The following is a 19,312-nucleotide window of genomic DNA, read 5'->3' as shown; positions in this document are numbered from 1 at the left end:
TTTCTGCAGAAATGTTTCACGTGAAACATTTATAGTAGAAACTGCCGGTATTTTAATTTTCCAGATAAGGGCGGAATAATTCATAAAATCGAGCAGGGGATTCCAGATGGGGTAAATGTTTCGCCTTAGGAACTGGCACTGTTTCGATTGCAGGATTGTAATTCTGATAATCTTCCATGGTTTCGGACATACCATCCAACTCTGCTCCGCCAAAAAGACAGATGCTGTTATCAATCCGGCGCAGAGCGGTTGTAATATTGCATTTCGTGTAGTTACATTTTACACTGGCATAAATGGATTTTGGAGAAGCTCCCAGATGGGCTGCTTCATAGTAAGCATCAACTAGCCGGGAATTAACAGAGTAGGGATTACAGAAGCAGCGGCTCATAAAATCCTGAGTAAGATTTTTTCGGCTGCAGGCTATATTGTAAATCAGAGTTCCTGCAATGGGAAGATCCAAAATCAACTTATAAAGCCGGGCATTTTTTCCCGGAACCAGACTGCTGGAGAGCAGAGATTCGGGATTGATCAGAAGAAGCCGGTCAAAGAGCTCCGGACCATTGCTGCAGGCCATGACAGCAATCGAAGAGGAGTCTCCAGTTGCCGCCACATCGGTGCGGTGACCGATTTCTGATTTAATAAAATCTGAAATCAGCTGGACGTAAAGATAGTTTGTGTAGGTGAGATTCGGCTTTTCTGAACGGCCAAATCCCAACAGGTCAATGGTATAGACGGTTCGATCCTTTGCAAGACGTCGGGCAAATTCTTTCCATTCATAACCGCTGGAAGCGGGGGAGAGATCATGGATCAGAAGAATCGGTTTACCGCTGCCTTCTTTTGTATAGTGAATGTTTCCAAAGCGCCAGTGATAGCATAGAGAGGCGCTGCTTTCATTTTCAAGAATGTGTCTGGAAATCGCAGACAGTTTAATGGCCTTGTTGATACAGGCAGTGGCGGCAGCATCACCTGCAGCCAGTATGAGCAGAGTCAATAATTTATTTCTTGTTTTCATTCGTTTTATCTCCTGAAAAAGTAATGATAGGTGTCGTGTGCTGGTTCGTAAACCGGGCAGTTTTTGTCCGCTGATGGTAAGATTATTATAGTACAAGTGGATAGTGATTACAATGAAAACTGTTTTTTGAGTTTCCGCACTTTACTGTGTTCTGGCGTCCTAAACACCAGAACACAGTGCTTCCTTGTCTACAGATGGTAATGTTTCACGTGAAACATTACTCATGTAATATTTTGTATAAAATAGAAAAATAAATACAAATGCAGAGTTTTTCATAGGAAAAGCAGAAAAGTTGTGTTATAATCGTCTGGTACATCGAAAACGAACGTGAGGAAACGGATATGGGACGGATTATTACAATAGCAAATCAGAAGGGCGGAGTAGGAAAAACAACCACGGCGATCAATCTGGCAGCCTGCCTTGCAGAAGCAGGGCAGCATGTAATGCTGGTGGATTTTGACCCACAGGGAAATGCCAGCAGCGGCCTGGGCCTGGAAGAAAAGGATTTTGAACAGACCGTTTATGATATGATGGCTGGAGAGGCTTCTATAAAGGAGTGCATCACAAAAGAGGTTCAGGAAAATCTGGATGTACTTCCTTCGGATATGAATCTGGCGGGTGCGGAGATTGAATTTCAGGAATTGGACGAGAAAGAGATTCTGCTTAAGAAATCGTTAGACATGGTACGGGATGAGTATGATTTCATTTTAATTGATTGTCCGCCTTCATTAAATATACTTACGATTAATGCTTTGACAGCAGCTGATACCGTGCTGGTGCCAATCCAGTGTGAGTATTACGCATTGGAGGGATTGAATCAGATGTTAAAGACGGTAGATTTGGTGAAGAGAAAGCTGAACCCGTCATTGGAACTGGAAGGCGTAGTATTTACTATGTATGATGCCAGAACCAATCTGTCTCTTCAGGTAGTGGAGAGTGTGAAGAGTAATCTGAATCAGACAATTTATAAAACAATCATTCCAAGAAATGTGCGGCTTGCAGAAGCTCCAAGTCATGGAATGTCCATCAATCACTATTCGTCCCGTTCTACGGGTGCGGAGAGCTATCGTATGCTGGCAGCAGAAGTGATTAGCAGAGGAGAGGTATAATGGCGGCTAAAAGAGGTTTGGGAAAAGGTTTGGGCGCAATCTTTGGGGAAGAAGTGATTAAGGAACAGAAAGAAAAGATTGCGATGGAAGATGGAAAAGGAAAGGAACTGATGGTAAAGCTTTCTCTGATTCAGCCTAATAAGGAGCAGCCAAGAAAGACATTTGATCAGGAAAAGCTTAAGGAGTTATCTGCCTCAATCAAACGGTACGGGATTCTTCAGCCGCTTCTTGTAAAGAAGAATGGGAACTTTTACGAGATTATTGCCGGAGAAAGAAGATGGAGAGCTGCCCAGATGGCGGGACTCAAGGAAGCGCCGGTGGTTTTAAAGGAGTACAGCCGACAGGAAGCAATGGAGATTTCTCTGATTGAAAATGTTCAGCGGGCAGATCTGAATCCTATTGAAGAGGCGAAGGCGTATCAGCAGCTGATTCGTGAGTTTAATCTCACGCAGGAGGAAATTGCAGAGCGTGTAGCAAAAAACAGAGCGACCATTACGAATACCATGCGTCTTTTAAAGCTGGATGAGCAGATTCAGGAAATGCTCATCCAGGGTATTATTAGCAGCGGTCATGCCAGAGCGCTTCTTTCTCTGGACGGTGGGGGGCTGCAGTTAAAGGCAGCAAAGGAAATTATAGAAAAAAGCTTAAGTGTTCGGGAAACAGAACGGTTGGTAAAACGGATGGCCAAGGAAGCTGCTGGAGAAGAAAAGAAGGAAAAGAAAGCGGATGATGCCCTGATGCTGATTTATCAAAATCTGGAAGACAGAATGAAAACCATTATGGGAACAAAGGTCAGCATACATAATAAGGATAAGAACAAAGGCCGTATAGAAATCGAATACTATTCAGAGGCAGAGTTGGAACGAATTGTGGAATTGATTGAGTCCATCCACTAGAAATAAAGATTCTGTATCTAACATTCGGATAAGAGTAAGGAGAGATTAGATAAGAATGGAAAACAGTATGCTATTTGAACTTCCATTTGATCCGGCATATATTATTGTAATATTGTCAGGCTTGGTAGTGATTCTATTGATTCTTGTAATTGCTGCTATGGCAAAGCTGAAAAAATTGAGTCGGAAATATGATTATTTTATGCGGGGAAAGGATGCGGAAACACTGGAGGATGTGATACTGGATCAGCTGGAGGAAATTCGTATTTTGAAGGCAGAGGATCGGGCAGCCAAGGACTCGATTCGAACGTTGAATCGAAACTTCCGTTCTTCCTTTCAAAAATTTGGAATGGTTCGATATAATGCATTTCCTGGAATGGGAGGAACACTGAGCTTTGTAATTGCAGTTTTGGATTATACGAACAGTGGCTTTATTTTGAATTGTATTCACAGTAAGGAGGGCTGCTATTTATATATGAAGGAAGTAGATGCAGGCAAGACTGAAAAGGTGCTGGGAAATGAGGAGCAGGAAGCTCTGGAGCAGGCATTGGGATATGTAAAGAAAAATTGATGATGCAGGGATATCTGGGAATATAAACTCAGATATCCTTTTTTTATGTTTCACGTGAAACATTTTTTATGGTTTCTGCATATGATAAAAGTGAAAGATATGGGTAAGGACAGATGAATGGAAAATTTTAAAAGTATGTATCCCAGAGAAATCCGGATGATACAGAGCTATGTATCGGAAGCATGTGACAGAATGGATTATCAAAACAGCCCTATGTATGATGAGTGGCCAGAACAGAGAATGGTAGATCAAATGTGCAATTCCGTTTGTGAGGCTGTGAGTACATCCGGAGACATGGGGATTTTAAGAGAGGCGTGGGAGATGCAGGAGAAAAAGACGATTGAAAGAATGAGCGTGGAAGAAGAACAGGAAGAGGAAGTAGTGGATCAGGAAAAAAAAGGGGTGGAAAAAGGTACAGATCGGGAAAAAGAAAAGGTTGAAACAGAGGAGTTAAATGATGAAGAAAACAAGAAAAATGATGGTAAAAAAAAGACTGTGGATGAGAGGGGAGAGGAGAATATAAAAGAAGGGGCAGAAGAAAATAAGAATCCCATGGAAAGTGACATGGAAGAAAATATCTATCAGGTAACAGCAGAGGCGGATTTAAGAGAACATAACAGAATAATTGAAAGCCAGGAAATGAGACCTCCATTGAGGAATTGGTGGAACGGCTGGGGGATCAATGGGATTAGGCCGGACGTGCAGGGAATGGCTTGGGGGATGGGATCCATGTATGCCCCGGTTGTTCCTGTGGAAACTGAAAATGGCCCGGTGCTACTGGGACAGGAACTCAGACGTCCGCCCCGCCCGCCGCAGGGTTCCGGTCCGGTGCGTCCACCGTATCCACCGCAGGGTTCCGGCCCGGTGCGTCCACCGTATCCGCCGCAGGGTTCCGATCCGGTGCGTCCACCGTATCCGCCGCAGGGTCCCGGCCCGGTGCGTCCACCGTATCCGCCGCAGGGTCCTGGCCCGGTGCGTCCACCCCGCCCGCCGCAGGGTCCCGGCCCAGTGCGTCCACCGTATCCACCGCAGGGTCCCGGTCCGGTACGTCCACCCAGACCTGGTATTTATCCAGCCTGGTTTCGCGATATTGTAAAGACCCTGATTTTAGATGAGATGCAGAACCGGCGGTGCCGCAGAGGAATGTGTATTGGATAGAATTACAGCATAAAAGTTATCACAGGAAATATTCAAAAAAGATTAAGTTGTAGTTTTAACGGTTATTATATAAAATAGAGGTAACGATTCAGGACGGAGGGAGAACTGGCAGAAAAATATGTGTCAAGCTTGCTTGTAAGCGGATTTTTCTTCCAGTTCTCACACCGGAGATGGAAAGGTAAAATTGAGCAGATAAAATTCTGAAAAGGAATGAACAGATGAAAAAAATAATACAGAGAGCAGGAATCCTGTTTGTGGTTTTTCTGGCTGCATTGGTGATATACTTTATCGGTGCACACAGGACATCAGAGCAGGAGGGCGCCGTATATTCATCCATGGATGAATCAAGATTGCCGGTGGTATATACGGAGTTTGAAGGAAAGGAGATTAACGGTTTGCACGGATATGTTCAGGATATGGGAAATCGTGCGGCCGGAGAAGCGATTTCTGTTTTGTCTTCAGACAGAAGACTGAATCTTCGCATCCATGAGTTTGGAAATACAATTACAGAAATCAGTTATGAGATAAGGAATCTTTCCATGGATCGCCTGATTGAACGGACAGCGCTTTCGGACTGGTCCAGCAAGGAGGGCATAACCACAGTGAGCCTTCCTATCCAGAATCTGATTTCTAAGGATAAAGCGTATCTCTTAATTTTAAATGTAAAGACAGCAGAACAGCAGATCCAGTATTATACCCGTATCATGTGGACGGATGCTCCAAGGGCTTTGGATATGCTGCAGCTGGCAGAGGAATTTACAAGAAAGAGTTTGGATTATGAGCAGGCAAAGGAATTGGTATCGTATCTGGAAACCAGTCCGGAGGAGGATAACAGTTCTCTGGGCCATGTGACGATCCGGGCCAGTTTTGATCATTTGACCTGGGATGGACTCCATGCGGAGATGGAAGGAGAACCCAGGATTACCCTTCAGGAATTTGATGGGATTATGGGACAGGTTCAGGTTCAATATTATGTCCGGCTTACAGATTCGCAGGGAAAGGAGAGTCTGGCAGAGGCAGAAGATAATTTTGCCATGAAATGGAATGAGCAGCGGATCTACTTAATGAATTATGAGCGCAATGCCAACCATATTTTTACAGGAAGTGAAGGGGCATTTTCCGGAAAGAGGATTGTTTTGGGAATTTCCGATGAAGCCGGTATTGGTACGGTAAAGAGCCAGGATTCCCGGTATATTCTTTTTAAAGTAAATGGCAATCTGTGGCGTTATGATCAATCAGATCACAGGATCATGTGTGTGTTTACATTTTCAAATGGAGAAACAGACGATGTGCGCAGCAGCTATGGAGATCATGATGTACAGATTTTGAGAGCAGGAGATGACGGCTCGGCAGATTTTCTGGTTTACGGCTATATGAACCGTGGACCGTATGAGGGTCAAACCGGAGTGATATTTTATCGCTATGATGCGGGAAGCAATACAGTCCAGGAGAAATTCTTCATTCCGGTTGTTCTGGAATTTGAAAAATTAAAAAAGGATGTAGAGCAGCTGGCCTATGTAAGTCCCGGAGAAATGGTATATCTGATGCTGAATGGAAATGTATTTGGAATTGATTTAAGCAGTAACGAATCCATTTCTGTAGCTCAGGGACTTACGGAGGGAACCTTTGCGGTAAGCCATGACGGAAGCCGCATGGCATGGCAGGAAAAGAGAGAGGACACCCGGGATGAGAGGATTCATGTGATGGATTTTAATACATCCCAAAAACAGGAAATTCCTGTTTCAGAAGGTGATTATGCCAGGGTGCTGGGCTTTGTAGGAAGTGATCTGATCTATGGTTTTGCCCGGCAGGAGGATGTCTGGAGTGTAAACGGAAGGGTGCAGGAAATCCCCATGTATGTGATGTATATCGCAGACAGTGAGATGAACATTGAAAGCGAATACAGAAAGGACGGAATCTACATTTCAGATGTGGTGACGGAGGATGGACGGATTCATTTAAAGAGGCTGGTAAAGCTGGGGGACAATCAGTATTCCTATCAGGATGAGGATACCATTGTCTGCAATGAAAAGGTGGAAACAGATCCACTGGAGGGAATTGGCTGGTATGCTTCTTCCGAGATGGGACGAATGTATTTTGTACAGATGGATTCAGACCAGAAGGCTTCGTCTGTAAAATCCGAACGGCCAAAGGCATTTTCGTATGAAAATACAGGTACTCTGGAGCTGGCAGGAAAAGCGGCTTCGGGAGAAAAAGGTGAAGTGATTTTTTACGCTTACGGAGGCGGCCATTTTCTGGGAGCATCCAGACAGTTTGCAGAAGCTGTGAACCTTGCCTATGATAAAATGGGATTTGTGACAGATGAAAGAGGACACCTTGTCTGGGATCGCATTAACCGTCAGCCGATCCGAAATCTGAAAGATCCATCCGGTGCAGTGATGAGCCATCTGGATGGATTTACCAGAAGTACGCTGTATGAGGACGGGATCATGGTGATTGACGCTACGGGCTGTACACTGAATCAGGTATTGTATTTTATTGATAAAGGGATTCCGGCAGCCGCTTACAGAGAGGATGGAAGTTATGTTCTTCTGTCCGGTTATGATACCTATAATGTAACCATTTATGATCCTGCTGTCCAGGAAAACGTAAAAATGGGGCTGGGGGACGCAGCCGCGCACTTTGGAAGCCAGCATAACCGTTTCCTGTGCGGGTTAAAAATTGAATAAAAATAATTTTGAAACACGCCTGTCCGGTGAAACGTTTTTTTCGCCCGGCAGGCGAGTTTGCTTTACAAATCCTGTTCTTATGGTATAATCTAAGAGATGTAAATAAAATGTGAACAAAGACAGAAAGAAAAATTAAGGTCTGTTCGATCAGTAATTGAGGTATAAAATGGAACATTATATTATAAAAGGCGGCAATCCGCTGGTGGGCGATGTGACCATAGGCGGAGCCAAAAATGCCGCACTTGGTATTCTGGCAGCATCCATTATGACCGATGAGGATGTTCTTATCGACAATCTGCCGGATGTGCGGGATATCAATGTTATGCTGGAAGCAATCCAGGAGATCGGTGCCAGCGTACACCGCATTGACCGCCATACAGTAAAGATCAACGCAGGAAATATCAGAGAAGTATCCGTGGATGACGAATATATCCGCCGGATCCGTGCGTCCTATTATTTTATCGGTGCTCTTTTAGGAAAATACAAGAGCGCTCAGGTTCCTCTTCCCGGAGGCTGCAATATCGGAAGCCGCCCCATTGACCAGCATATTAAGGGCTTCCGGGCGCTGGGAGCAGATGTACAGATTGAGGGCGGAGCAGTGATCGCCCATGCCATTGATTTGGTGGCAAGTCATATTTATCTGGATGTGGTTTCTGTGGGAGCGACCATCAATATCATGATGGCTGCTGCTATGGCAGAGGGACAGACGATCCTTGAGAATGCTGCCAAGGAGCCCCATATCGTAGATGTGGCAAACTTCCTTAACAGTATGGGAGCCAATATTAAGGGTGCAGGAACAGACACAATCCGTATCAGGGGCGTAGAGCGGCTTCACGGCACAGAATATTCTATTATTCCGGATCAGATCGAGGCTGGTACCTTTATGTGTGCAGCAGCAGCAACCAGAGGCGATGTGATGGTAAAAAATGTAATTCCAAAGCATCTGGAGGCGATTTCCGCCAAGCTTACAGAGATTGGCTGTGAGGTGATCGAGTTTGATGACGCAGTCCGTGTTGTGGGTAAGCCGAACCAGCGTCATACAGATATTAAGACACTGCCATATCCCGGCTTTCCTACCGATATGCAGCCTCAGATGGCTGTTACACTGGCTCTTACCAAAGGAACCAGTATGGTTACAGAAAGCATTTTTGAGAATCGTTTTAAATACGTGGACGAGTTGGCACGCATGGGAAGCTCTATCAAGGTAGAGGGAAATGTAGCTGTGATTAACGGCGTAGAAGGCTTTACTGGCGCTCAGGTAAATGCGCCGGATCTTCGGGCAGGTGCAGCTTTGGTAATCGCAGGGCTGGCGGCAGAAGGATATACCATTGTAGATGAGATCGGATATATTCAGAGGGGATACGAAAGCTTTGAGGAAAAGCTCCAGGGGCTGGGAGCCATGATCGAGCTGGTGGATTCTGAAAGGGAGATGCAGAAATTTAAACTTAGGGTAGGATGATGACCGTATATCCATCGTACGGTTTCATATAAGAATAGCCTCTGTCAGGAGTAATCCGGGCAGAGGCAAAATTATCTCATAAGGAGGGTTATGAAATGACCGGGAGAACAGGAAAAAGAAGGTTCCTGGGTCTGCTTTGGTCCCTGATTCTTACCTGCAGCCTTATCACAGGTATGTTCATGTCCGCATGGGCACAGGAGGCTGGAACAGTCAAAGGAGCGGATCAGGACATTGTGGTTCTATATACCAATGATGTTCACTGCGCAATTGATGAAAACATCGGTTACGGCGGATTGGCGCTGTACAAAAAGCAAATGATGAACCAGACACCGTATGTTACTCTGGTGGATGCAGGTGATGCCATCCAGGGTGCTCCGGTAGGAACTCTGTCCGAGGGCGGTTATATCATTGATATCATGAATCAGACAGGATATGATGTGGCAGTTCCGGGAAATCATGAGTTTGACTACGGTATGCCCAGATTTCTGGAATTGGCAGGAAAATTAAACTGCGGATATTATTCCTGCAACTTTATCAGCACTGCTTCCGGACAGTCTGTATTTGCACCCTATAAGATGATTTCTTACGGTGATACACAGGTGGCTTATGTGGGCGTTTCCACACCGGAAAGCTTTACAAAATCTACGCCTGCTTATTTCCAGGATGCGAATGGAAATTATATCTATTCCTTCTGTGAGGATGCAGACGGAACTGCATTTTACAATCAGGTGCAGTCGGCAGTGGACAGTGCCAGGGCTGAAGGAGCGGAATTTGTGATTTTAGTTGGACATCTGGGAGAAAATGGAATCACAGAGCGCTGGAGTGCCGGAAGCCTGATCGGTCATATCCGGGGCGTGGATGCCTGCATTGACGGACATTCCCATGAAACTACACTATCCATGATAGTAAAGGATGCAGACGGGAAGGATGTTATCGTTACCCAGACAGGCACTAAGCTGGCAAATATTGGAAAGATGACCATTCATACAGATGGAATGATTTCCACAGAGCTGATCTCAGAGGTTGTGCCTTCAGAAGTAAATCGTACCTATACGGTTCAGAAGAATGATTCCTTAAGCAGGATCGCCAAGAGAGAGCTGGGAAGCTATGACCGCTGGAGAGAGATTTATGACAGCAATCGGGATAAGATTTCTGATCCGGGTACCATTTATCCCGGAATGGTTCTTACCATCCGCCAGGGCAGTGTTGTAAATGAAAATGGCCGTGTAGTGGATCCGGATACCCACAGCCTGATCGAGCAGATCAAGGGGCAGTTTAACGAAACCTTAAAGACCCCATTGGGAAGTACAGCGTACAAGCTGACGATCAAGGATGAGGCCACCGGAGAACGCCGGATAAGAAATGGCGAAACTAATCTTGGTGATTTGGCGGCAGATGCTTACAGAGTTCAGCTGGGAGCAGACATCGGACTTTGCAATGGCGGAGGCGTCCGCACAGATATTGAGTCCGGAACCATTACATATGAGGATACACTGGCTGTATTCCCATTTGGAAACATGGGATGTGTGGCAGAGGTGACAGGACAGCAGATCAAGGATGCCCTGGAAATGGGCGCTAAGAATTATCCTGAGGAGTCCGGAGGCTTCATGCATGTATCCGGTCTGACCTATACCATTGACAGCTCTGTAAAATCCAGTATAAAGGTGGATGATAAGGGTAATTTTGTCAGTGTAGACGGGCCGTACAGAGTTACGGATATTCTGGTTGGCGGACAGCCCATTGATCTGAATAAGACTTACACAGTGGCTTCCCATAATTATATGTTAAAGTCCGGTGGGGACGGCATGACCATGTTTAATGGCTGCAATATTATAAAGGATGAGGTTATGGTGGATGTAGATGTATTATCCACCTATATTCAGGGCCTGGGCGGTTCTGTATCCTCTGAATATGAGAATTCCGAAGGACAGGGACGGATTGTGATCCGGTAAAAAGATTGTTTTAATGAAAATTCCGGCAGAGGAGATGGAACTTTGCCGGGATTTTTTGCGCGGAAAAATGTATATTGACAGGAAAGAAAAAATGATTTAATATATGCTAGTAGTCATTTCACAATAGAAAACGTTCGTAAATATCCCTTATTCAGAGTGATGGAGGTATAAAGGACCTGTGAAGTCACGGCAACCCCGGTTGAGTATCCCGTAAGCAGTGCTTATGCGGTGTGCGAAAGGGCCGGAAGGTGCCAGCCTGAGCGAGGAGTGCAGCTTATAAAGTTTTAAAAAGAGCTTTTTGATGTGCTTGATCGAGCAATAAGAGGATTTGAAGATCTGATATTTTCAAGTCCGCCGTTGCTGCGGACTTTTCTTTTTGCCAGAGGGCAGAGGATTACACCTGCTTAAATGACACGAAACACAGTACAGTATGTATTTATTTTACAGCAAAGAAAAGGAGAATGATTGATGGAGAGAAGATTATTTACATCTGAATCTGTAACTGAAGGCCATCCGGACAAAATGTGCGACGCGATTTCTGATGCGATTTTAGACGCTTTAATGGAGCAGGATCCCATGAGCCGTGTTGCCTGCGAGACAGCGACCACCACAGGACTGGTGCTGGTTATGGGCGAGATCACCACAAAGGCATATGTAGATATCCAGAAGATCGTAAGAGAGACGGTTCGCGAGATTGGCTATGACCGTGCAAAATATGGTTTTGACTGTGATACCTGCGGCGTGATTACCGCCATTGACGAGCAGTCCTCCGACATTGCTATGGGTGTTGATAAGGCTCTTGAGGCAAAGGAAAACCGTATGTCCGAGGAAGAGTTGGACGCCATTGGTGCAGGCGACCAGGGTATGATGTTCGGCTATGCAAGCAACGAGACAGAGGAGTATATGCCATATCCTATTTCCATGGCTCACAAGCTGGCTAGAAGACTGACTGAGGTAAGAAAGAACGGTACCTTAAAGTATCTTCGTCCGGACGGAAAGACTCAGGTTACAGTAGAGTATGACGAGAATGGAAAGCCGGTTCGTCTGGATGCAGTGGTTCTGTCCACTCAGCATGATGAGAATGTAACTCAGGAGCAGATCCATGCAGATATCAAGAAGTATGTATTTGATGAGATTATTCCTGCAGATATGGTAGATGAGAATACAAAGTTCTTTATCAATCCTACAGGACGCTTTGTAATCGGCGGACCTCACGGAGACAGCGGTCTGACCGGACGCAAGATTATTGTAGATTCCTACGGCGGAACGGCACGTCACGGCGGCGGCGCATTTTCCGGTAAGGACTGCACCAAGGTAGACCGTTCTGCAGCTTATGCGGCCCGCTATGTGGCTAAGAATATCGTAGCTGCCGGTCTGGCTGATAAGTGCGAGATCCAGCTGTCCTATGCAATCGGCGTGGCTCACCCAACCTCTATTATGGTAGAGACCTTCGGAACAGGAAAGCTCAGTGAGGAGAAGCTGGTAGAGATCATCCGCGAGAACTTTGACCTTCGTCCGGCTGGAATCATCCGTATGCTGGATCTGCGTCGTCCGATCTATAAGCAGACTGCTGCTTACGGACATTTTGGCCGCAATGACCTTGACCTTCCTTGGGAGAAGTTAGATAAGGTGGATACCCTTAAAAAATATCTGTAATAAGAATACAAAAAGGCATTTGCACAATGGTATGTATCGGCGTGCAGATGCCTTTTTTCAGCTCCAGCTGCTGTCCGTAACGTGGCATTGGCCGAAACATAGAAAATCACTCCTTATGTTACAGTTTTATTTTTATAGTTGCCAGGTATATTTTACCATAATTTATAAAATAGCAGTGGATAGGTTTTAAAATTATACAAAATATCCAAAATGGTGTTATATATTTAACAATCTTTTTGCCATTGGTGAATCGATAGAGTATGCTCTGAGACTAAAAATTTGCGCAAAACCTGAAAAAAGAAAAAATATGGTTGACATTTTTTTAACGATGTTATATAATGCGGATAGTTAAATTGTTAATAAATTGACAAACATTCCGAATACAAACACAAACACAAGGAAAATGGAGGAAATGGAAATGGCAAAGAAGACCGAGCAGGTAGTTCCGGAGATCATTGACAGCGTAGAGGGACTGAACGCCAAGATGGCAGCAATGCGCGAGGCTCAGAAGGTATTTGCAACCTACACACAGGAGCAGGTAGATAAGATCTTTTTCGCGGCAGCAAGCGCAGCGAATAAGATGCGTATTCCGCTGGCAAAGATGGCGGTAGAAGAGACCGGAATGGGCGTGGTTGAGGATAAAGTAATCAAGAACAACTACGCAGCTGAGTATATCTACAATGCATACAAGAATACAAAGACCGTTGGTGTGGTTGAGGAGGATAAGGAGTACGGTATAAAGAAGATTGCAGAGCCAATCGGCCTGATCGCAGCTGTTATCCCTACTACAAATCCAACCTCCACTGCAATCTTTAAGACACTGATTTCCTTAAAGACACGCAATGCCATCATCATTTCCCCACATCCAAGAGCAAAGAAGAGTACCATTGAGGCTGCCAAGGTTGTGCTGGAGGCTGCTGTTAAGGCAGGCGCTCCTGAGGGGATCATTGGATGGATCGACGTTCCTTCCCTGGAGCTGACCAATGAGGTAATGAGAGACGCTGATATCATCCTGGCAACTGGTGGCCCGGGCATGGTTAAGGCTGCATATTCTTCAGGTAAGCCTGCGCTGGGCGTTGGTGCTGGAAATACGCCGGTTATCATTGACGATACGGCTGATATCCGTATGGCAGTTAACTCCATTATCCATTCCAAGACCTTTGATAATGGTATGATCTGTGCTTCTGAGCAGTCTGTAACTGTTCTGGAGCCTGTATATGAGGCTGTTAAGAAGGAATTTGAATACAGAGGCTGCTATTTCTTAAAGCAGGGTGAGATTGAAAAGGTAAGAAAGACCATCCTGATCAACGGGGCATTAAATGCAAAGATCGTAGGACAGTCTGCATACACCATCGCAAAGCTGGCAGGTGTGGATGTTCCGGTTGATACAAAGATTATCATCGGCGAGGTTGAGTCTGTAGATATCAGCGAGGAGTTTGCTCACGAAAAGCTGTCTCCTGTACTGGCTATGTACAAGGCTAAGACCTTTGACGAGGCTCTGGATAAGGCAGAGCGTCTGGTAGCAGACGGCGGCTACGGCCATACCTCTTCTCTGTACATCAATGTAAATGAAAAAGAAAAGATGATGAAGCATGCAGAAAGAATGAAGACCTGCCGTATTCTTGTAAATACACCTTCCTCCCACGGCGGTATCGGCGATCTGTACAACTTTAAGCTGGCTCCGTCTCTTACACTGGGCTGCGGTTCCTGGGGCGGAAACTCCGTATCTGAGAACGTTGGCGTTAAGCATCTGCTGAACATTAAGACTGTTGCTGAGAGGAGAGAAAATATGCTGTGGTTCCGTACACCTGAGAAGGTTTACTTTAAGAAGGGCTGTCTGCCTGTAGCATTAAACGAATTAAAGGATGTAATGGGCAAGAAGAGAGCCTTTATCGTAACAGACTCCTTCCTGTACAAGAACGGCTACACAAATGTAATTACAGACCGTTTAAATGAAATGGGAATCACATATACCGTATTCTCTGACGTTCAGCCTGATCCTACTCTGGCAAATGCACAGGCAGGCGCCAAACTGATGAAAGAATTTGAGCCGGATGTAATTATCGCAATGGGCGGCGGCTCCGCAATGGATGCAGGAAAGATCATGTGGGTACTGTACGAGCATCCGGAAGCAGATTTCATGGATATGGCAATGCGCTTTATCGATATCCGCAAGAGAGTTTATACCTTCCCGAAGATGGGTGAGAAGGCTTATTTCGTAGCTGTTCCTACCTCTTCCGGTACAGGTTCTGAGGTTACTCCATTTGCCGTTATCACTGATCAGGAAACCGGCATCAAGTATCCTCTGGCTGATTACCAGCTGCTTCCAAATATGGCGATTGTTGATACTGACAACATGATGAGCCAGCCAAGAGGCTTAACCAGCGCTTCCGGCGTTGATGTTTTAACCCATGCATTAGAGGCATATGCTTCTGTTATGGCAACGGATTATACAGACGGACTTGCATTAAAGGCAATGAAGAACGTATTTGACTACCTGCCGATCGCTTACAATGAGCCAAACAATGTTGAGGCACGCCAGAAGATGGCAGACGCATCCTGTATGGCAGGTATGGCATTTGCGAACGCATTCCTGGGCGTATGCCACTCTATGGCACATAAGCTGGGAGCATTCCACCATCTGCCCCACGGTATTGCAAATGCGCTGATGATCTCTCTGGTAGTTGAGTTCAACGCTGCTGAGAATCCACGCAAGATGGGAACTTTCTCCCAGTACCAGTATCCTCATACCATGGCAAGATACGCTGAGTGTGCAAGATTCTGCGGAATCAATGCAGGCAGCGATGAAGAGGCTGTGAAGAAGCTGATCGAGAAGATCGAGGAGTTAAAGAAGGCTGTTGGCGTGAAGTCCTGCATCAAGGATTACGGCATTGACGAAAAAGACTTCTTAGACAGACTGGATGATATGACGGAGCAGGCCTTCGACGACCAGTGTACCGGCGCCAACCCAAGATATCCTCTCATGAGCGAGATCAAGGATATGTATTTAAGAGCTTATTACGGAAAATAATCGAACCCATTGAGGGTGAACCTTTATCCTTTGTGTTTGGAACAGGCCGTCTGTCCGGTTAGGGCAGGCGGCCTGTTCGCGTAGAAATATTTACTCCACCGTTCCATACAAAAGCTCATGCTGCCGTTTCACCCGGTTTTTCACCATACTGCGGAAATAGCCTGGCCCCAGAACCTCTATTACGGGGCCGAAGGAAAGGATATCGATGAGAAGCTCCGTTTCATCTGCGGTATCATAGTAAATGGAGCACAGCCAGTATTTGCCTTCTTCATGGTATTCCGTATGCTTTTCGTAGCTGGCAAAGTGAAGCATACAGCGTTCAAGAGAGTTCCGTTCTCCGGTTATTTTTAAGAGAACGGGCTCTTTTGCTTTGCGGACCGGGAGAAAGCGGTGGCAGGAGAGAGTCTGTATATCGCTGTCCGAAAGGAGGTCAGGGGAAACGCGGCAGTCACGGATCCGTTCCAGGTTGAGAATGGTATTTAGGCCGCAGCGTCCCCGTCGGTACTGCAGACAGCAGAGACGGAATTTGTCATCCTTGGAGGAGTACTGGAGCTGATAGGGGGTGACTTCAAAGGAATGGCAGATTCCTTTTTTGCCTTCATATCCAATAAAAAGGATATGATGCTCCCTCAGGGCTTTTAAAATTGCCTGAAAATGCTCCCGGTAGGAAGGTGAAGCATAGGAATCACCGTCGCAAAACTGGTCGTAATAGTAAAAATTTTCTTGCTGATACAGCGGTTCAAATCCCTTTAGGGATTCTGAAAGAGTTTTTAATTCTTCATCCGTAAAAAAGAGCCGGAAGCGCGGGTCATGGATCAGAGCTGCCAGCCAGGACATCTGAAGTGCAGTCAGCGGCAGTTCGGGAGGAGAAAAATGCAGGGCACTTTCATAGCAGCCAGGATGCTCCTTTGAGGGGAAAAGAAGGGGCCACTCTCCCTTTGTAAGTTTCGGGAGTACAGCCAGGGCTGTTTCCTGAAAGGCCTGATTTTTGCAGATCTGCTCCATTTCTTTCATGTTCACTGAATGGCCGGCAGCTTCCGCCAAAATATGGCGGACCGTGTGGTAGTAACAGCTGTATATCTCATTAAACAGTTCCATTTGTTTCTTCCTTTTCTTCGCTGCAGTACATCTGATACATCCGTTCCCAGTCTCTTGTGACCTTAAGGATGGCAGGTTCACAGGTTCCCTGAATATCCAGAATGCGCCCGGTAAAGGACTTTACCCAGGACAGAAGTTCATTGGTATCGAAAAATGCTCCCGTATACAGATATTCATGCTCCCGTATTTTTAGGATTTCTCCGCCTTTCCCCTCCCGATAAAGGCGTTTTAAAACATAGGGTTCTTTTTCTTCATCAATAGAAAGGCGCAGGCAGATGGTTTCCAGGCGGCTTCTTCCGCTTCCGAAGGAAACGCCCCAGCAGCGCTTTATATTTGCCAGCAGCGCCTCATAGGTTCGTTCATAGTCTTCCCAGGGCTCCTTAATGGTAATGGAGAGAATGGAATCCAGACGAGCATTGTGGAACCTCCGCAGAGATGGAAGGTACAGACAGAGGTAGCGCCTTCCGGTACGGGTGCTTACAAAGATTTTTAAGGGAACGCCGGACTGGGAGGAAATGCTCCCGGAACGGAAACTCTTATTTTCATAGTCGATCAAACGGTGCTCCCGGATGGCTGTAAGGCTTTGCAGGAGCACCTGATCTTCCAGGGTATGTACGATAAAATGATGCTTGAACTGAAAAAAGGTATTTTTCCGGTCGTGCCAGTCCAGAATGGTGCTCCCGATAAACCCGAAAGGGGCGGTTCCCTGAAAAAAGGAAACAGCGGTTAAAAGAGTATCATTTAAGGGAGAGTCATGGGGAAACTGGGGTGGGAGCATCTGATAGATAAGGTTTTTTCCTTCTTTATGAGAGCACAGCAGTCCCAGAGATTCGTATTCCTTCAGCTTCAGCCGCACGGTCTGGGGGTCAAAGGCAACGCCGTAGGTAAGGGAAATTTCATCACTCAGGGCAGAGGCATTCATTCCCTGAGGATGATCGGTGAGCTGATCCAGAATGAAAAAGTGCAGAAGGATATCATTATCCGTAAAGCTTTTCGATTTCCAGGCCGCATAGAGGGGATTTTCGGGCACTGTCTTACTGTCGATATTGATGTAGACCTGTTTTCCCTTGGTCGTATAGGAAGAGCAGGTGTAATCGCCCAGCCAGCTCTCGATCCGCCTCCGTTCGTTGTCATAGGTCCGGGCGCAGTGGGAGTCAAAATCATTTCTCACCTTAAATCCATAAATATAAAACTGGCGCATATAATCCCGGATCCGGTCAAAGTTTTTGATAAGCTCCTGAAATTCTGCCATATAGATCCCTCCATAGGGTGATATAGCTCCATTATAGCGGGTTCGCACCTTTTTTTAAATGATAAAAATGGAAAATCAGGCTAAGATAAAGCCATGATAAGAAATGAAAGGATGTGCAGGATATGTTCGTAATGTATGAAAAGGATGCCATGAGATTGCCGGTAAAGGTATGGCTTGAGGATAAAAAGGATTTGGAAGAGACCTGCAGGGAACAGGCATACCACCTGGCACAGCTTCCATTTCTCCATAAATGGGTCAATCTGATGCCGGATACCCATGCAGGAATGGGAATGCCCATCGGCGGTGTGATCGCTGCAGAGGGAGTGATCATCCCTAATGCAGTGGGTGTGGATATTGGCTGCGGGATGGCATATACGGAAACCAATATTCCGTTAGAGGCCATTCGGGAGATCCAGACCGGGAACGGAACGCTGATCCAGGCGGTGATCGGTGATATTATGAGAAATGTTCCCGTGGGCTTTGCCCATCATAAGTTGGGGATGCCCTCTTATACCATGGATCGGGCACTGGAAGAGCTGAACCTGTATGAGGAGGATACAGAGCTTTTGGGACAGCTGGAGGCCGGATATTTTCAGATCGGAACTTTGGGCGGAGGAAATCATTTTATTGAGCTTCAGGAGGATGATCAGGGGATGCTGGCAGTGATGATTCACTCCGGCAGCCGTCATTTTGGAAAATCCGTCTGCGACTATTTTCATTATAAGGCCCGTCAGCTGAACCAGAAATGGTACAGCCAGGTGCCGGATGAATACAGGCTGGCTTTTCTGCCCGTGGACAGCCCGGAGGGCCGCCAGTATCTGCGCTGGATGCAGCTTTCCATGGATTTTGCAAAGGAAAACCGGGAAAAGATGATGCTGGCAGTAAAGGCGATCCTGGAAAAGTATATTGGAAAATATACGGAGCTGGATTTGAAGTTTTCCGGCGATATTAACTGTCATCATAATTATGCATCCCTCGAAACACACTATGGAAAAGAGGTATGGGTGCACAGAAAAGGCGCGGTAAGGGCAGAAAACGGCGAACTGGCGGTTATCCCCGGCGCCATGGGTTCTTACAGCTATGTGGTGATGGGAAAGGGGAATCAGGAGAGTTTTTGTTCCTGTTCTCACGGAGCAGGGCGGAAATATTCCAGAAAAGGCGCTATGGAAGCCTTTTCCTGTGAGGATGTAATCCTGGATCTGAGAAAACAGGGCGTGGTTCTGGGAAAGAAGGGAAAGGCAGATGTGGCAGAGGAAAGCCGGTTTGCCTATAAAGATATCGATCAGGTAATGAACGCCCAAACGGATCTGGTAACCCCGGTCAAACGGCTGAAGACCGTAGGGGTGGTAAAGGGATAATGATGGAAGAGTCCGGCACCTGCAGGGCAGGAGGGCCGGTGTCAGATACAGGCAGTTCTGCCCATGGGAGGAG

Annotated in this window: 13 protein-coding genes and 1 riboswitch; of the genes, 10 read left to right on the top strand and 3 right to left on the bottom strand. The window is 46.1% G+C overall.

What is annotated here, in order from left to right; genetic code table 11:
* Nucleotides 1-52 precede the first annotated feature (52 nt).
* The gene (locus WKT10_RS14190) at nucleotides 53-1,012 is read right to left on the bottom strand and encodes an alpha/beta fold hydrolase (protein ID WP_340277905.1); all 960 of its coding nucleotides are present in this window, start codon (nucleotides 1,010-1,012) and stop codon (nucleotides 53-55) included.
* A gap of 341 nt (nucleotides 1,013-1,353) precedes the next feature.
* On the opposite strand from WKT10_RS14190, the gene WKT10_RS14185 reads away from it, so the two are divergent.
* The 9 genes from WKT10_RS14185 to adhE all read left to right on the top strand — a co-directional run bounded on the left by WKT10_RS14185 (nucleotide 1,354) and on the right by adhE (nucleotide 15,531).
* Nucleotides 1,354-2,121 carry a ParA family protein gene (locus tag WKT10_RS14185; protein WP_337433669.1) on the top strand — a complete coding sequence of 256 codons (768 nt, stop codon included), beginning with the start codon at nucleotides 1,354-1,356 and terminating at the stop codon, nucleotides 2,119-2,121.
* Complete coding sequence (locus WKT10_RS14180; protein ID WP_066543478.1) at nucleotides 2,121-3,017, top strand: ParB/RepB/Spo0J family partition protein; 897 nt, start codon at nucleotides 2,121-2,123, stop codon at nucleotides 3,015-3,017. Before WKT10_RS14185 ends, WKT10_RS14180 begins: the two co-directional genes overlap by 1 nt.
* 55 nt (nucleotides 3,018-3,072) lie before the next feature.
* Nucleotides 3,073-3,585, top strand: a complete 513-nt coding sequence (locus WKT10_RS14175; RefSeq protein WP_066543476.1) for a DUF4446 family protein — start codon at nucleotides 3,073-3,075, stop codon at nucleotides 3,583-3,585.
* 117 nt (nucleotides 3,586-3,702) lie between these two features.
* Entirely contained in the window at nucleotides 3,703-4,743 is a 1,041-nt protein-coding gene (locus WKT10_RS14170) for a hypothetical protein (protein WP_340277904.1), read from the top strand.
* 218 nt (nucleotides 4,744-4,961) lie between these two features.
* Nucleotides 4,962-7,433 (top strand): hypothetical protein, encoded by a 2,472-nt coding sequence (locus WKT10_RS14165; RefSeq protein WP_340277903.1) that lies wholly within the window; start codon nucleotides 4,962-4,964, stop codon nucleotides 7,431-7,433.
* Between the two features lie 166 nt (nucleotides 7,434-7,599).
* A complete protein-coding gene (locus WKT10_RS14160; protein ID WP_066543470.1) occupies nucleotides 7,600-8,892 on the top strand; it encodes a UDP-N-acetylglucosamine 1-carboxyvinyltransferase in 1,293 nt (430 codons plus the stop codon).
* A gap of 95 nt (nucleotides 8,893-8,987) precedes the next feature.
* Nucleotides 8,988-10,844 (top strand): 5'-nucleotidase C-terminal domain-containing protein, encoded by a 1,857-nt coding sequence (locus WKT10_RS14155; protein ID WP_340277902.1) that lies wholly within the window; start codon nucleotides 8,988-8,990, stop codon nucleotides 10,842-10,844.
* Between the two features lie 144 nt (nucleotides 10,845-10,988).
* Nucleotides 10,989-11,127: riboswitch (SAM riboswitch) on the top strand.
* Between the two features lie 185 nt (nucleotides 11,128-11,312).
* Nucleotides 11,313-12,500: a methionine adenosyltransferase gene (gene metK / locus WKT10_RS14150; RefSeq protein ID WP_066543466.1), complete on the top strand. Its 1,188-nt coding sequence runs from the start codon at nucleotides 11,313-11,315 to the stop codon at nucleotides 12,498-12,500.
* 418 nt (nucleotides 12,501-12,918) lie between these two features.
* Nucleotides 12,919-15,531, top strand: coding sequence for a bifunctional acetaldehyde-CoA/alcohol dehydrogenase (gene adhE, locus WKT10_RS14145; protein ID WP_066543556.1), 2,613 nt, complete (start codon nucleotides 12,919-12,921; stop codon nucleotides 15,529-15,531).
* A 90-nt stretch (nucleotides 15,532-15,621) separates the two neighbouring features.
* On the opposite strand, the gene WKT10_RS14140 is transcribed toward adhE, so the two are convergent.
* Entirely contained in the window at nucleotides 15,622-16,629 is a 1,008-nt protein-coding gene (locus WKT10_RS14140) for a WYL domain-containing protein (protein WP_337933333.1), read from the bottom strand.
* Entirely contained in the window at nucleotides 16,616-17,881 is a 1,266-nt protein-coding gene (locus tag WKT10_RS14135) for a WYL domain-containing protein (protein WP_340277901.1), read from the bottom strand. The genes WKT10_RS14140 and WKT10_RS14135 overlap by 14 nt, the downstream gene beginning before the upstream one ends.
* A gap of 122 nt (nucleotides 17,882-18,003) precedes the next feature.
* Between WKT10_RS14135 and WKT10_RS14130 the strand changes: the two genes are divergently transcribed.
* Nucleotides 18,004-19,239 carry an RtcB family protein gene (locus WKT10_RS14130; RefSeq protein ID WP_337933337.1) on the top strand — a complete coding sequence of 412 codons (1,236 nt, stop codon included), beginning with the start codon at nucleotides 18,004-18,006 and terminating at the stop codon, nucleotides 19,237-19,239.
* The last annotated feature ends 73 nt before the right edge of the window (nucleotides 19,240-19,312 follow it).

The sequence above is a fragment of the Enterocloster sp. HCN-30185 genome (assembly GCF_037890305.1).
In the GTDB taxonomy this organism is placed as follows: domain Bacteria; phylum Bacillota; class Clostridia; order Lachnospirales; family Lachnospiraceae; genus Enterocloster.
Note: the sequence above shows the minus strand (reverse complement) of the source record. Positions and strands in the feature narration are given on the sequence as shown.